General features: G+C 47.9%; 15 protein-coding genes. 3 read left to right on the top strand and 12 right to left on the bottom strand.

Annotated features, from left to right (window positions below; all coding sequences use genetic code 11):
- The first annotated feature begins 5 nt into the window (after positions 1-5).
- Positions 6-1439 (top strand): MocR-like pyridoxine biosynthesis transcription factor PdxR, encoded by a 1434-nt coding sequence (gene pdxR / locus KB186_RS17110; protein ID WP_173609862.1) that lies wholly within the window; start codon positions 6-8, stop codon positions 1437-1439.
- Between the two features lie 521 nt (positions 1440-1960).
- Here pdxR (KB186_RS17110) and KB186_RS17105 read toward each other — a convergent pair.
- From KB186_RS17105 to pdxR (KB186_RS17070), 8 genes are all read right to left on the bottom strand, one after another.
- The gene (locus tag KB186_RS17105; RefSeq protein ID WP_173609861.1) at positions 1961-2515 is read right to left on the bottom strand and encodes a glycerol-3-phosphate responsive antiterminator; all 555 of its coding nucleotides are present in this window, start codon (positions 2513-2515) and stop codon (positions 1961-1963) included.
- A 13-nt stretch (positions 2516-2528) separates the two neighbouring features.
- A complete protein-coding gene (locus KB186_RS17100) occupies positions 2529-4199 on the bottom strand; it encodes a glycerol-3-phosphate dehydrogenase/oxidase (RefSeq protein ID WP_173609860.1) in 1671 nt (556 codons plus the stop codon).
- 147 nt (positions 4200-4346) lie between these two features.
- Positions 4347-5846, bottom strand: a complete 1500-nt coding sequence (gene glpK, locus KB186_RS17095) for a glycerol kinase GlpK (protein ID WP_173609859.1) — start codon at positions 5844-5846, stop codon at positions 4347-4349.
- Positions 5847-5898: 52 nt separating this feature from the next.
- Positions 5899-6729 (bottom strand): MIP/aquaporin family protein, encoded by an 831-nt coding sequence (locus tag KB186_RS17090; protein ID WP_173609858.1) that lies wholly within the window; start codon positions 6727-6729, stop codon positions 5899-5901.
- A 216-nt stretch (positions 6730-6945) separates the two neighbouring features.
- On the bottom strand, positions 6946-7368 hold the full coding sequence (locus KB186_RS17085; protein WP_173609857.1) for a YvaD family protein: 423 nt from the start codon (positions 7366-7368) through the stop codon (positions 6946-6948).
- A complete protein-coding gene (locus tag KB186_RS17080; RefSeq protein WP_048034755.1) occupies positions 7365-7727 on the bottom strand; it encodes a DMT family transporter in 363 nt (120 codons plus the stop codon). Before KB186_RS17080 ends, KB186_RS17085 begins: the two co-directional genes overlap by 4 nt.
- Complete coding sequence (locus KB186_RS17075; protein ID WP_173609856.1) at positions 7727-8311, bottom strand: TetR/AcrR family transcriptional regulator; 585 nt, start codon at positions 8309-8311, stop codon at positions 7727-7729. The genes KB186_RS17080 and KB186_RS17075 overlap by 1 nt, the downstream gene beginning before the upstream one ends.
- Positions 8312-8401: 90 nt before the next feature.
- Positions 8402-9823, bottom strand: coding sequence for a MocR-like pyridoxine biosynthesis transcription factor PdxR (gene pdxR / locus KB186_RS17070; protein ID WP_232774043.1), 1422 nt, complete (start codon positions 9821-9823; stop codon positions 8402-8404).
- 117 nt (positions 9824-9940) lie between these two features.
- Here pdxR (KB186_RS17070) and KB186_RS17065 point away from each other — a divergent pair, with 117 nt between their 5' ends.
- Both KB186_RS17065 and KB186_RS17060 read left to right on the top strand, forming a co-directional pair.
- Positions 9941-10519 carry a GNAT family N-acetyltransferase gene (locus tag KB186_RS17065; RefSeq protein WP_173609854.1) on the top strand — a complete coding sequence of 193 codons (579 nt, stop codon included), beginning with the start codon at positions 9941-9943 and terminating at the stop codon, positions 10517-10519.
- Positions 10520-10700: 181 nt separating this feature from the next.
- On the top strand, positions 10701-11978 hold the full coding sequence (locus KB186_RS17060) for an erythromycin esterase family protein (RefSeq protein ID WP_232774042.1): 1278 nt from the start codon (positions 10701-10703) through the stop codon (positions 11976-11978).
- 73 nt (positions 11979-12051) lie between these two features.
- Here KB186_RS17060 and KB186_RS17055 read toward each other — a convergent pair whose 3' ends face one another.
- The 4 genes from KB186_RS17055 to KB186_RS17040 form a co-directional block, all read right to left on the bottom strand.
- The gene (locus KB186_RS17055; RefSeq protein ID WP_173609852.1) at positions 12052-12474 is read right to left on the bottom strand and encodes an SRPBCC family protein; all 423 of its coding nucleotides are present in this window, start codon (positions 12472-12474) and stop codon (positions 12052-12054) included.
- Entirely contained in the window at positions 12471-12800 is a 330-nt protein-coding gene (locus KB186_RS17050) for an ArsR/SmtB family transcription factor (protein ID WP_173609851.1), read from the bottom strand. Before KB186_RS17050 ends, KB186_RS17055 begins: the two co-directional genes overlap by 4 nt.
- Positions 12801-12866: 66 nt before the next feature.
- Entirely contained in the window at positions 12867-13289 is a 423-nt protein-coding gene (locus KB186_RS17045) for a DoxX family protein (protein ID WP_232774041.1), read from the bottom strand.
- A 237-nt stretch (positions 13290-13526) separates the two neighbouring features.
- Positions 13527-14195: an MBL fold metallo-hydrolase gene (locus KB186_RS17040; protein WP_232774040.1), complete on the bottom strand. Its 669-nt coding sequence runs from the start codon at positions 14193-14195 to the stop codon at positions 13527-13529.
- Between the last annotated feature and the right edge of the window lie 459 nt (positions 14196-14654).

Genomic DNA, 14654 nt, shown 5'->3' with positions numbered 1-14654 from the left:
ACAGCTTGCTCTGGATAACCATTGACCGAGAGAAACCGATTCCGTTAATCAGACAAATTTATTCTGAATTGCGCACAAAGATTTTGAGCGGAGAACTTGCAGCCGGCTTCAAGCTTCCATCTACCCGAAAAGTAGCAAGCGAACTGCACCTCTCTCGCAATGTGGTACTAGAGGCGTACGAGCAGCTACTAGCCGAGGGCTACATCGAGAGCAGACGTGGCTCCGGGTATTTCATTGCCTCGGGCATTTATTTGGAACAGCACGCCCGGATGACAGGGGCTGGGGCTGGGTTGCCGAAAGTGAACCAGCATTTCAACGAAGACGAGAGCAAGCTAATCGATTTTCGTTCTGGTGTTCCTGCTCTGGAGCGTTTTCCTCGCAATCTCTGGGGCAAAACTGTCCAGCGTGTCTGTCAGGAAGCACCGCTGTCAGTCTTTGGCTATAATCGTCCCGAGGGACGTACGGAGCTGCGCACGATTTTATGTCGCTATTTGTATCGAACGCGCGGCGTGCAATGCGACCCCGAGCAAATCATTATGACATCCGGGGCTACTCAGGCGCTCACCCTGATTGCCAATGTGCTTCTGCGTCCTGATAGTCACGTAGTCATCGAGGACCCGATCACGCACGATATCCAAAGTATTTTCACCAGGACAGGCGCTCGTTTACTGCCTGTTCCGACAGATACCTACGGGATGGATATGGAACAGCTACCGTCATTGTCTGCCCATCGCCCCCGCTTCGTATTTGTCACGCCTTCCCATCAGTTCCCGCTAGGCGGCACCATGCCCATCCAGCGAAGACTTCAACTCATTCGTTATGCACGGGAAGCTGACTGCTACATTGTCGAGGATGATTACGACAGCGAGTTTCGTTACGAAACTGCTCCTATCAGCTCCATTCAGGGACTTGCCTCGGAGCGTGTTATCTACATCGGTTCCTTTAGCAAAATCCTTTCTCCCGGACTGCGCCAGGGATACCTCGTCCTGCCAAAAGCATTGGTAGCCTCCTATCAGCAGGCAAAATGGCTATCCGATTTGCACGCCCCTTCGATTGATCAGCTTGCCCTCGGGGTTTTTATCGAGGAGGGGCATCTAGAGAAATACGTGAATCAGGTAAAAAAGCTGTACAAAAAACGCCGTCAATGCTTGATTGATGCTCTTCAACTGGCTTTTGGTGATGGCATTCGCATTTGGGGGGAGGCCGCTGGACTGCACATCGTAGCTGCTTTTCCCACGGTTCACTTCACACCTGTCGTCCTGGCTGCGCTGGAGCAAGCCGGAGTGCGTGTCTACCCGGTCGAGGAGCACGCCATTGTCAAAGGCAATCATACAGATAAAATCATTCTCGGATACGGCAATACCAATGAAGCACAGATCGAAGAAGGGGTCGAGAGGATTAGGGCTGTTTTAACGAGAATGCTTGCAGATTCTCCATAATTTCCACCCTCTTTCCTTCTCAATTCCCCAAAAGAAGAGCCAAATCTCTCGAATCCATCTCAAGATTTGGCTCTAATTCTACTACTTATCTGTTAGCGAAAGCGTCTGCAGCAGCCAGGAGGGCACCAACGACAGTGATCCGGGCATCTCCGTCTGTGGTCAAACTCCCAACTCCGGTAAGGTCTCTGCCATCCTCCTCCACGATCCCATCCTGGTGGCCGTTCCCGATCTCTTTGCCAAGGGTAATAAGAAGAATGTCCTTCCCGCGAAGAATACGAGGATTGCCATTGAGAGCTTTGATAATTCACGCAACCGCCTTCTTTCCTCTTATTTTTGCTGACTATATGTGTATATGCACGGTGACGTTCATCCGCATAGACTACTGACCGTTATCCAAATAAAAGGGTATCTACCTATCTCCCCTATCATCGTCATCTACCTATTTTCTTGACGGACAAACACCAAAAAACCGGTATTCCTACAAACAGGAATGACCGGCTTTTGACTGCCCTGATGTGCCCTTATGATTTCGTCCACAGCTCTCTGCGGGAAGTGGTTACAGAAGTTGCACCCGCTTGAATGGCGCGATCAACATCATCCATCGTGCGAATAAATCCTCCAGCGATAACTGGAATTTTGGTTCGTTCAGTAATTTCTTCGATCAGGTGGGGAATGATTCCTGGCAAAACCTCGACGTAATCCGGCTTGGTTCTCTCCAACTGGGTAAGGCTGCTATCTAATGCCATCGTATCAATGAGAAAAAGTCGTTGGATGGAAATGAGTCCTTTTTTCTTGGCAGCAAGAATAGCACTGTTCCGTGTGGTGATGATTCCTTCGGGCTGTGCTTCTTGCGCAAGAAACTCCATCGCGTATTCATCAGACTTCAAGCCGTCAATGAGATCAGCATGGATCAGCAGTTTTTTCCCGAACGCTCTAGCCCGTTTTCCCAGTGGCTTTACTTGCGCTACATGGGCATTCAGCAAAATAATGCGCTCGTAGCAGCTCTCCATGAGTTCATCAAATTCTTTTAATGTCCGGGCTGCTGGAAGTATGACTTGATTGATCTGGTTTGCCAATCACGAATCACCCCTATTGAAATGTTTTCGCAAGATGATATTCCTCTTCAAACGCTTTTATTTCATGTTCTTTTCTCTCATCCGACCATTGCAGCTCATGAGCGAGCTCTTCTCCAACCATTCGATACACAGGCTCCAGTGTATCCCTCTCGAAGAATAGTCTGCCACTGCGACGAATCAAAAAATCGCTCATGGTCATAACCATTTCTTCCTCTACAGCGTAGCGCAGTTCTGCTTTCAACAGTGCTTCGATTGGAGACACATTTTGATCATTTTGTGTCAAAAGCTCCTGGCACATCGTTACGATTTGCTCACTGTTGCTTCCATATTTCCCAACCAGAACGCGGATTTGCTCCTCGGTGATTCCCCATTGGCTCAGCCGCTCTGCCTGTGCTTTCACAAATACAGGAATCTTGGCTGCTGAGTCAAATTTTCCGCCAGAGAGGACGATTTTGTCTGTCCGACAAGCTCCAAATGCTCTGCCCTCTTCTTCGGTCAACTGCTTGACCACTACATCGACAATGCGCTCGGCCATCTTGCGGAAGCCCGTCAATTTTCCACCTGCAATCGTAATCAGCCCGCTTTTGGAATAGAAGATCTCGTCCTTGCGTGACAGTTCGGATGGGGACTTGCCATCTTCATGGATCAGCGGTCTGAGCCCTGCCCAACTGGAGCTGACATCCTGTTCCGTCAGCTTCACAGAAGGGAACATCTCGTTCGCGGCATTCAATACATACTCCATGTCTTCTTTCGTCACCGTTGGCCGCTCCAGTACACCTTTGTAATTCGTGTCAGTTGTACCGATATACGTACTGTTATTGCGCGGAATGGCAAACAGCATGCGTCCATCGGATACATCGAAATAAACGGCCTGTTTCAGCGGCAACCTGTTATATGGCACGACCAGATGGACACCTTTTGTCAGGTGGAGGCGCTTGCCGTACAAGGAGTGGTCTTTTTCTCGAAGCTGATCCACCCAAGGACCTGCTGCGTTGACGATTTTTTTGGCATGGAGATTGTACTCCGCACCTGTAAGCAAATCCTTCGCGCGAATTCCGATGACCTTGCCGTTCTCATAAATAAAGCCAATGGCTTCAGTATAGTTCACACAGAGCGCTCCGTGCGAGCTTGCTGTTTTCATGACCTCAACGGTAAGTCTAGCATCATCTGTCCGATATTCGAAATAGAGCCCGCCGCCCTTGAGAATATCTCGGCGCAAAAGCGGTTCTGCCTCCACGGTTTTCTGCTTGTTCAGCATGATGCGTCGTTCTTTTCTTTCGACTCCAGCCAACACATCGTACACATATAAACCAATAGAGGTTGCCAACTTGCCATAGGTACCATTTTTCACGATTGGCAAAATCATTTTTTCCGGGATGACGATATGTGGCGCATTGCGATACAAAATAGCTCGCTCCCGGCCTACTTCCCGCACCAGCTGCACATCGCCCTGCTTCAAATAGCGCAATCCTCCATGAACGAGCTTGGTAGAGCGACTGCTGGTGCCCGCAGCGAAGTCCTGTTTTTCCACGAGTCCAACGCTAAGACCTCTCGTGGCTGCATCGAGGGCAATACCCGCTCCTGTCACCCCACCGCCAATTACCAAAAGATCGAGTTGCTTGTTTGCCATTTTATCCAGACAAGCCTGGCGTTGACTTGAAGATAATGCATGTTGATCGTTCATCGTTCTCCTCATCCTCTCTAAAAGAAAAAGACAGCCAATATCCAAAAGAAGCAATGCAATGTCATTGCCCTTCTGATACTGGCTGTCTCCGTAGTCTCCACAGCATGATTAACTTATCTCTAACTTTAGACCTCTTTTATGCAAAAATCAATGCCTAATCTTGTAACCCATCGTTGCCGTAACAGCTTGCTTCCAACCTGCGTACAGCTCTTGGCGCACTTCCTCTGCCATATCTGGTGAGAAGGAGCGCTCCACCACTTTGTTATTCACAATATCTTCTTTGCTGCCCCAATACCCGACGGCAAGCCCTGCCAGGTAAGCTGCTCCCAGTGCGGTCGTTTCATTGACACGCGGACGCTCTACCTCTGAATTCAGGATGTCGGACTGGAACTGCATCAAAAAGTTGTTTGCCACGGCTCCACCATCTACCGCCAGCTTTTGCAGCCTGATGCCGGAATCAGCCTCCATCGCTTCAAGCACATCCCGTGTCTGATAAGCCAAAGACTCCAGCGCTGCCCGAATCAAATGATCTTCCGTCGTTCCGCGGGTCAAGCCGAAGATCGCGCCTCTAGCTTCCATATCCCAATAAGGCGCTCCCAAGCCAACAAAGGCCGGAACCATATAAACACCATCTGTACTGTCAACAGCGAGTGCGTGCTTTTCCGAATCCGATGATTTTTCGATCAGCTTGAGTCCGTCGCGCAGCCATTGAATCGCCGCACCAGCCACAAAAATACTGCCTTCCAGGGCGTACTCTACCTTGCCATCCACTCCCCAGGCAATGGTTGTCAACAACCCGTTTTTGGATGCAACTGCCTTTTCTCCGGTATTCATCAGCATGAAGCAACCTGTTCCGTATGTGTTTTTGGCCTGCCCTTCCGCAAAGCACGCCTGCCCAAACAGCGCAGCCTGCTGGTCTCCGGCAATCCCGGCAATCGGAATCTGGAATTCGAAAAGCTTCTCGTCTGTGTAGCCGTACATTTCGCTGGAAGGACGGACAGCTGGCAGCATGGCTTTCGGAATTTGCAGCATGCTCAACAGCTCGTCATCCCACTCTAGGGAATGAATATTAAACATCAACGTGCGTGAAGCATTGGAATAGTCGGTCACATGCACCAGACCATTGGTCAGCTTCCAAATCAGCCACGTATCAATGGTTCCAAACAAGAGGTCGCCTTTCTCTGCTCTTTCCCGTGCTCCCTCCACATGATCGAGCAGCCATTTTACCTTTGTGCCAGAAAAGTAAGCGTCTATCAACAGTCCTGTCTTTTCACGAACGGTTTGCTCATGACCTTGCTCTTTCAACTGGTTGCAAATATCGATGGACTGTCTGCTTTGCCATACAATCGCATTGTGGATGGGCTTTCCTGTGTGCTTATCCCATACCACGGTTGTTTCCCGCTGATTGGTAATCCCGATTCCTGCGATTTCTTCCGGTTTCACATGATTCTCCAGTAAAACCGCTTTCAAAACATCCAGCTGTGATTCCCAGATTTCCTCGGCATTGTGCTCTACCCAACCCGGCTTCGGATAGATTTGCGTGAATTCCTTCTGGGCAACGCCGATAATAGCACCTGATTTATCGAATAAAATAGCGCGAGAGCTCGTGGTTCCCTGATCGAGGGAAAGCATATATTTATTGTCCATGACAACTTCCTCCTTCACTCATTTGGAATCGCATTCATTCTTTCCTGTATGTCTAGGAACGCGCACTTTCGGATGCGATTCGCTCCTTGCTGCCGATTGATTTTTTGGTTGTCATGCCGACCACGATAGCAATCACCATGAAAGCCGCTAATGCTATTACACCTGTCAGCGAGTGGTCTGTAAACGTCCATTTGTAAAAAAATGCTCCACTTACAGCTCCAATGATAGGTCCAACAACAGGAATCCATGCATAGCGCCAGTTGGACTTTCCTTTGCCGTGGATGGGCAAGAGAGCATGGGCGAGACGAGGTCCTAAGTCACGGGCCGGATTAATCGCATAACCAGTAGTACCGCCAAGAGACAAACCGATTGCAACAATCAGGAAACCAACAATAAACGGATTAAGTCCTTCTGCAAATTTATTCGCTCCGATCGCCAGTAGACCGAGCACCAAGAAAAACGTACCTAAAATTTCGCTGAAGAGATTTGCGACTGTATTGGGAATCGCGGGACCTGTTGCAAATATCCCCAGTTTGGCTCCTGCATCATCCGTCTCACGCCAATGCGGGTAATAAAAGATCCAGACGAATGTCGCTCCCATAAACGCCCCAATCAGTTGAGCCGCTATATAGCCTGGCACTTGCTCCCACGGAAATTGACCGATGCTAGCCAGTGCAATGGTAAGTGCCGGGTTCAGATGCGCTCCGCTAATGCTTCCTACTGCATAAGCTCCGCAAGCAACTGCCAGCCCCCAACCTAGCGTAATCACAATCCAACCGCCGTTTTGGGAATACGCCTTTTTCAAGTTCTGTCCGGCGCAAACACCTGCCCCCAAAATGATCAAGATCATTGTCCCGATCAGTTCCCCTACATAAATGGACATGCCCCATCCTCCCCCTTTTTGGAAAAATTGTAAACCGACTTCCGTAAAGCGCTTACAATTCGCCAACTCCTTTGTGGTTTGACTGGAGAGAAAATAAAAAAGCTAATACCCGCAACCCAAGAGCGAATGCTCTCATTTTGCAAATATTAGCTGATCTCCCAATCTCCACAGCGCTATTAACTTAAGACCTACTATATAGCCACGGCTTAAAATTTGTCAAGAATTCCTTTCCTTCACTTTTGCCAGTTCTCGCATCAAGCTCGGCAAAAAGAATAATGGGTAAATCAACAGGTACAGGTTCGGAATCCACCAGGACCAATCAAAATCTGCCTTGAACGCCCAAAAAGCGATTGCCTGCAAACCCGAACAGGACGTCAAAACGAGTGACAGCATGGCGAGCGGCTTCCAGATGTGCCGCCCTCTGCGATAAGCATACAGACTGGCAAAGCCCGTGATGGAAATGAAAATATCCAATGGAAAAAAGGACAGGTTCCATGCGAGCAAATTGGGGTCGTAGTAATCCTGATACAAGTATTCTACAGGGAGAAGCTCCAAAAATGTAATGAACCAGTACACGACAAAAGCCACATCGGTGACCCAGAAGAACACTAGCATTGTCCTTACATTTTTCTCACTCATTTCGCCTCTGCTACTCCTGTATCTTTAGAAGATTGTGCGTGAGAGCTGTCCCCCAGATTCAACAGCACACAGCCCACGATGATCAGTCCGACAGCAATTACTTTTTTGACAGTGAAGGCATCCTTGAAGATCACCACACCAATAACCGCAATGATCGCCGTGCCGAGACCTGACCAGATAGCATAGGCAGTCCCGACCTCCATTTCCTTGAGCGCCAAGCTCAGCGACGAGAAGCACAAAATATAAAAGATAAACATCATCACACTAGGGACAGGCTTGCTCAGTCCGTCAGACAGCTTCATCGATGTTGTTCCAGCCACCTCTAGTAAAATAGCCATTAATAGATAAACCCAACTCATTATGTTCCTCCTGCTTCCTTGTTTGAAGATGAAGAATCTACGATACCGCCTAGTAAAATGTCGATGACCGCATCCAGTGCATCGCCAATCGTCATATGATGCTGGTTCGCTAACTGTTGATCAATCAGTTGGTTGAGCGTCCCGGTATACATCTGAATCAAGATCGGGAGCCGGATACGACGAAACACGCCCTCCTCTACGCCTTGCTCCAGAATGATCCGAACATGCTCCCACTCCTGTTGATTGAACTCGTCGATCAGCTTCCATTGCTCGGGATAGTAGCGCTTCAGCTCGTACCACACGCGCAGGTCGGTTCGCGAGAAGTTGTTCGGAACCAGAGCCAGGAGCTGTCGCATTTTTTCTACCAAATCGAGGTCAGGATCATGCAAAATCCGATCTTCTGCTTTACGCAAATCCTCGATGTTTTCTTCAATGACTTTAGTGATCAAGGCTTCTTTGGATGGAAAGCTCGTATATAACGTCTTGGTGCTAACACCTGCGCGCCGAGCTAAATCGGACATAGTGAAACGGACGCCCTTGGTCTCAATCTCATGATAAGCGCATTGGAGGATTCGCTCCTGCATGTTCTTATCCCCTTTCGAAAACAAGGAAAATATTTTGTTTTTCATATTTTCCAAAACGTACTTTTAGCATAACGGTGTACGCTTGCCTTGTCAATAACCGTCAAACCACGCTTGGCTCAGTGCCTTGATACCGGGATCGATTTTTTCCAATGGAATGCCCGCGAAGCCGAGGAAAAACTCTTTTGGCAGGGGATTGGGTGGTACCAGCCATGTAAACGATGCCGACGAGGCTCTCACGCCTGCCTGAATCGCCAGCTTTTTCAACTCCTCTTCGCTTCGCTCACTGTGTACCCGCAACAGGACATGAAAGCCCGCATCAGCTCCGATGACTGTCGCTCTTTCGCCAAAATGCTTGTGCACAGCCAACAGCAGCGCATCATGCTTTTTGCGGTACAGCTTGCGCATTTTGCGAACATGCTTTTCGAAATATCCTTTTTCCATAAAAGCTTCCATCGTCCGCTGATGCAGACGGGATGAGGATGGTTCCAGCAGTGTCTCGCGCAGCAGGCTATAGTACGTATCCAGCAGAGATTCTGGCAAGACCATGTACCAAATGCCCATCGCTGGCGCCAACACCTGCGCAAAGCTTCCCATATAAATAACACTCGCATCTGGGAGCAAGCCTTGCATGGACGGAATCGGTCTGCCATGGTAACGAAACTCTCCGTCGTAATCGTCTTCGATGATGTACCCTCCCACACTTTTGGCCCATTCGAGCAATTGCAGTCGCTTGGATATAGGCATGATCATCCCACGTGGGTATTGATGAGCAGAAGAAACGGCAGCCAACCGAACCTCTGACTCATAAAGGTCACTGACGTTAATTCCGTCCTCTTCAAGTGAGATCGGCACCACGTCGTAGCCGTGCTGGCGAAACGTATTGGCAAACAGCAAATACCCCGGATTTTCTACGCCGATGCGTTGGAACTGTGGCTTTACCATCAGACAGATCAGGGACAGCAAGCCAAACTGGTCCGCCCCAATCACCACTTGATTCGGTGAACAAGCGACACCCCGATACCTGCGCAAGTAGTCGGCGATTTGGCTCCTGAGTCCAGCCTCGCCTTGTGGGTCTCCATAAAAAAGATTCTCCTGCTGCTCTATGTGAAGTGTCTCATTGTACAAACGCCGCCAAATCAAGGTTGGAAATAACGAAAAATCATTGCGGGAGAGATGAAAGTCATAGACGTATTCCCGCTCGTCACGCAGTATAGGCCGCTGGACGGCTTGAATGCTCGCACCAGCACCCGGCTTCACCTCAGGATCAGGCAATTTCTCCACATAGTACCCACTGCGCGGTTTGCTTTGGATAAAACCTTCCGCCAGTAGCTGCTGGTATGCCATTTCAACAGGTGTTGTGCTTAAGCCCAGCAGGTCAGCCAGCTTGCGAACGGACGGCAGTTTGCTACTCACCGCCAAGCGTCCTGCGACGATCTCCTTTTTCAAATAAGCATAAAGCTGTACGTATTGCGGCTCGTTGTCGCTTTCCTGCCAGTTTGGGGTCAAGAGCATCTCGATTTCCCCCTCCATCTGTCCTTTTCATTTTTACAAAACTGCATATTTTCAAGTATACACTTGCTCGTTATCCTAAGAAAAAGAAGTTTTGAACGAACAGGGAGGACACCGACTATGTCTATGTCACGACAAGAAAATACAAATGCAGCGGTTCGCTTTTTGGAAGGAGAACGCGTCTTTTTGCGACCGATTGGCACAGAAGATACCGAATTATACTTCCGCTCCTTGTTCAACAAGGAAACGCGTATGCTGACCGGTACCCAAAAGCATTTCACGCGTGAGCAAATCCACCAGTACATCGCAAACAAAGGCCAGGACTCTTCCAGTGTCCTCTTATTGATCTGCCTGCGTGAAAATGATCAGGTGATTGGCGACGTCCAAATTGGCGATATCGATCCGAATAATCGCAACGCTTTTATCCGAATTTCTATTGATCAGAGTGCCTATCAAGGAAAAGGCTACGGAAGTGAAGCCCTTTTGCTGATGCTCGATTATGGTTTTGGCATCCTCAATCTGCACCGCATCGAGCTAAATGTATTCGCCTTTAACGAACGCGCCATCCATACGTATGAAAAGCTCGGCTTCCAGCGGGAAGGCGTACAGCGACAAGCGCTTTATTACAACCATGCCTATCACGACTCCATTCTCATGTCCATGCTGGCAGATGAGTATCGGGCGAAGTATTTGAAATAGCAATTGAAAAACGCACCGGGGGATACCGATAATCCAACCCAGGTGCGTTTTTACATTTCGGCTTGGTCTCCACAGAAAAGGATTCACTGTAGGTAAATATGGCCAGGAAGGAGTATAATTATTTAAATGGTAAGAAAATCCACCCGTATCCCAGTAATCCCTTCAAGAAAGAGAGATTGATATGAAAAGAAAACTCCTGGTCGCCCTAGGCTTGTCCATCGTGCTGAGTGTATTGACGGGTTTCCAATCTGCATCAGCCAACACCTTGCAACAGTCTTTACAATCTACGCTTGTCCCTGTTTCAAAAATGGAGCTTCCTGCAAAAACCATCATCGGGTTTGGAGAAGCTACGCATGGCAACAAGCAATTCACTACGCTGAAGCTAGATATTTTTAAGCATTTGGTAGAAAAACAAGGTTATCGCGTATTTGCCATTGAAGGTGATTTTGGCGGTGGGCAAAAGGTCAATGAATACATTTTAGGCGGAAGCGGAACTGCACAGGATGCCGCAAAAGCCATCGGATTTACGATTTACCATACAGAAGAAATGGCCGCCCTTCTCTCTTGGATGCGCACCTTTAATGACCAACGGGATGCCAAAGATCAAATTCATTTTTATGGCTTTGACATGCAACGCTATCACCATAACAAAAGCGGGCTATTCTCCTATTTGAAAAAAGTTGATCCGACACTCGCCACCAAGTACGAGAAGCTGCTTACGAATCTGAATGATCAGACGGTGTATGATCAAAAGATCGCCCTCGTACAGGAAGCGCTCACTCACATAAAAAGCTTGATGGAGCAGATGAAACAAAACCAATCTGTTTACATCGCGAAAAGCTCTACGAAAGAATATGAGCTGGCTACTGCCTTCGCAGAATCCATCAAGCAAAACGCCACATTGCGCGGAACAAACACGAACTATGGCAACACCCGTGATCGCTATATGGCGGACAAAGCAATGTGGATTTTATCCTTTGAAAAGAAACATTACGGTCGCAATAACATGTTCATCGCCGGACATAATGGACACATTGAAAAGACCTCCACTACCGCAGGAATGACAACCTGCATGGGGGCACATCTCGCAAAAGCCATGGGGGACCACTATTACGCAATCGGAAGTGAATTCTACGAAAGCACCTTCCTTGCAAAGGACACCACTACCAATGAGCGCAAAGCATTTACTGTAAAAAATAGTGGCAAAGATCGGCTGGCTGTTCTGTTTGCACAGACAAACATGGCGGATGGATTCCTTGATTTTGCCAAAGCAAAGCAGCATCAGGATTTTTACACCTATCTGAATAAAGCCCAGTCCATCAGTGCAATTGGTGATGTTTTTAGTGGATGGTACGGAAAAATGGAGAAGACGTATACGTTGCAGATGGTTCCAGCAAAAGCTTTTGATGCGATCATCTTCGTGCGAACGGCTACTCCTTCGGTTATGATAACGGATTAACGGGTGGAGATTTGCCTGGTTAAAAAATTACGGCAGCCAATGAAACTGGCTGCCTTTTATTGTGGGTATGCGATTATTGCTCCAATACCTTTTCAAGCTGACCGCACCAATTGCTCCAGCCATACTTGGCTCCACCCAGTGCTTGAGCATTTGAGATTCCGGTTTGTTCGAGATGAAGGTTAACCTTTCCGTCCCCTAAATCCTGCAACGTCCAGGTGACCGTGTGCTTTTCTCCTCCACTGCACCACGTATAGGACAACCGGTGTGGTTCTTCCACGATAAGCACTTCGCCGTCAACAATTCCATCCCAATATTCGGTCGGCTGAGTGCGAAACTGAAAGTGATGTCCGATGACGGGCTTAAAATTATTTTCCATCGCCTGTCCGGTATGGATGTTAACCATCCACTTGGCAAGCTTGTTTGCATCGGTTAAAGCGGACCAGAGCTTCTCCATCGATGTCTTGTACTGAAAATCCAGGGATAATGTTAAACTCATTCTTCTTCCTCCTCTAAAAATTGGTTTAAGCGCAACATATTCGTATTCCAGAACTGGGTATAGAAAGCCAACCAATCTTGAATTTCTCTAAGTGGAGCGGCGTTTAGCCTAAATCGCGTTTCTCTGCCGACTTTTCGGTCAAGTACCAGTCCGGCCTCTTTCAGGATTGTCAAATGCTTGGATACCGCTGTACGCCCCATTTGAAACTGTGCCGTTAATTCATGAAGCGGCATCTCCTCTGCCTCTGCTAACAGGCGAATCAGTCTACGCCTGGTTGGATCTGCAATCGCATCAAACACATCCCGTAACGGGTTGTTCTCGCTCACAACACTCCCTCCAAAATCTGATTTTCTGTAGTATGGTGGGGACAGCCGTTAATTTCTGTAACCTCCCTAAAGTTTGCGGCTCATCGGACGTAGCGCCCACGACGCGATATTCAGCGTAGCGTATGAAAGCGGAAGGATCATGTAAAACCCGTACGCTCCATAATCGTTCGCCAGCGCATGAGATAAAGCCGCACCAGTCATTAAAAAGAAGATACCAGCGTGAACCCATTCTTTAAGCCGAGGAAAACCTGGGATGATGAGAGCAATGGCTCCAAGCACTTTCCAAATCCCGAGAATGGTCAAAATGTATAGCGGGTAACCAAGATTCGTCACTAACTCGATGTTTCCCCCAAATTGCATCAGCTGTCCAATACCACTTAGCATAACAGCTACTGCGAGTAGTAATGTGACTGACCAATAGGCAATCATTTTTCCTCGGGGATTGGTTTCTGCTTTCGCGATTGTTTCCACACCGTTACTTAGACCCATATGTTTCCCCCTCATAATGGTTTCAAATGAAACTTATTCAAATTCCAAACTTTCCAATGACTAATTCCTAATTGGACACCAAATAGTGTCACTTTGATAATACGACACCATTTGGTGTCCTGTCAATAACGTTCTTTACCAAAGCCAGTGTATTTGTCCCCTGACTGCATGCTAAAAAGCCCCGGCGCGTTCATGCCGGAGCTTGGTGATTGTCACTCGATTCTGGATAACTGCCTGTTAACGTAACCCTTGACTAAGTTCTACGAGCTTATCCTTCACATTTCCAGTGCTAAGTCCCCCGTGGTAACAAATCACAGATGAAATGTCGAGGTCTACATACTTTTTCAACGAGAGTCTAGCTGCATTCATATCTGGTGTGGTCGGGACATGAATACCTTCGAGAAACCCATTTACACTGTACATCGAATCACCGGCAATGAGGGTCTTGCTTTGCTTTACATACAGGCTGATATGACCGGGAGTATGCCCAGGAGTATGGATGACGCGAATCCCGCCGCAAAACGGCAGTTCCTGACCGTCGCTCACGGTATAGTCCACTCTGCCTTTTGGAGGATTCTCAAGGTGCCCGTCTTTTAAAAGTGGGAATTCCCCTTGAATATACGGCTTATCTAGTTCGTGTGCATACACGTGAACCTGATCCCCATACTCCTGCAAAATCTCTGGAAGACTACCGATATGATCCACATCCTGATGCGTCAAAATCACAGCTTTTAGTTTGTTGAACGGTACCCCTGTCTTTTCCATGGCCACGCGTAAATCTTCCATTTGTCCTGGGAATCCGGTGTCTATTAAAACAGCCATGTCTTGATCCCACAAAAGAACGGGATGAATGATATTCCCATGAAAATCTAGATGAAGCATTTCTACTCCGTTTGAAATTTTCATTAATCAGACCACCATTCGTAAAATTTGATTTTTACGTAATTTTATATTATTATGTTGGTTCCGTTTTTGTCAACATCTGTAAACTCTTCTGTATAAAGTGCTCGAGATAGCAATCCAAAAGAAACGAACTTCGGTCAGATTAAGCAGCGGGCGCTCGCGAGGCGAATACCTTACGCTCTTGAACATGAAGTTGAAGACATGGAAGCCATGATCGATGCCGCTAGAGGTACGGCTTATCTTACGGTCATTCTTCGGGTGCTATATTGGCACTTGAAGCCGCCCTGAAGCCACTCCTCGTTAGTTTAAAGAATCGTTGAATTTATCGCTTTAGTCTTCCGGTGAATACTGGGAACGTGCTTGTTTCGAACCGATCATAAAAAAAAGCCATTCCTTAAAGGAATGGCTTCAGACTGAAGAGAAACCCCCTTTTTGGGGGATTTCTTTTTGGTATTGTTCCAG

The sequence above is a fragment of the Brevibacillus sp. AF8 genome (genome assembly GCF_021270385.1).
GTDB lineage: Bacteria > Bacillota > Bacilli > Brevibacillales > Brevibacillaceae > Brevibacillus.
This window is presented reverse-complemented; position numbering and strand designations above follow the sequence as displayed.

What these genes read in the sequence shown, in the direction of transcription:
- pdxR (WP_232774043.1), bottom strand. Translation starts at nt 9,823, where the DNA reads ATGCTCTTGACCCCAAACTGGCAGGAAAGCGACAACGAGCCGCAATAC.
- KB186_RS17065 (WP_173609854.1), top strand. Translation starts at nt 9,941, where the DNA reads ATGTCTATGTCACGACAAGAAAATACAAATGCAGCGGTTCGCTTTTTG.
- KB186_RS17040 (WP_232774040.1), bottom strand. Translation starts at nt 14,195, where the DNA reads ATGAAAATTTCAAACGGAGTAGAAATGCTTCATCTAGATTTTCATGGG.
- KB186_RS17060 (WP_232774042.1), top strand. Translation starts at nt 10,701, where the DNA reads ATGAAAAGAAAACTCCTGGTCGCCCTAGGCTTGTCCATCGTGCTGAGT.
- KB186_RS17045 (WP_232774041.1), bottom strand. Translation starts at nt 13,289, where the DNA reads ATGGGTCTAAGTAACGGTGTGGAAACAATCGCGAAAGCAGAAACCAAT.
- KB186_RS17075 (WP_173609856.1), bottom strand. Translation starts at nt 8,311, where the DNA reads ATGCAGGAGCGAATCCTCCAATGCGCTTATCATGAGATTGAGACCAAG.
- KB186_RS17090 (WP_173609858.1), bottom strand. Translation starts at nt 6,729, where the DNA reads ATGTCCATTTATGTAGGGGAACTGATCGGGACAATGATCTTGATCATT.
- KB186_RS17080 (WP_048034755.1), bottom strand. Translation starts at nt 7,727, where the DNA reads ATGAGTTGGGTTTATCTATTAATGGCTATTTTACTAGAGGTGGCTGGA.
- KB186_RS17100 (WP_173609860.1), bottom strand. Translation starts at nt 4,199, where the DNA reads ATGAACGATCAACATGCATTATCTTCAAGTCAACGCCAGGCTTGTCTG.
- KB186_RS17055 (WP_173609852.1), bottom strand. Translation starts at nt 12,474, where the DNA reads ATGAGTTTAACATTATCCCTGGATTTTCAGTACAAGACATCGATGGAG.
- glpK (WP_173609859.1), bottom strand. Translation starts at nt 5,846, where the DNA reads ATGGACAATAAATATATGCTTTCCCTCGATCAGGGAACCACGAGCTCT.
- KB186_RS17085 (WP_173609857.1), bottom strand. Translation starts at nt 7,368, where the DNA reads ATGAGTGAGAAAAATGTAAGGACAATGCTAGTGTTCTTCTGGGTCACC.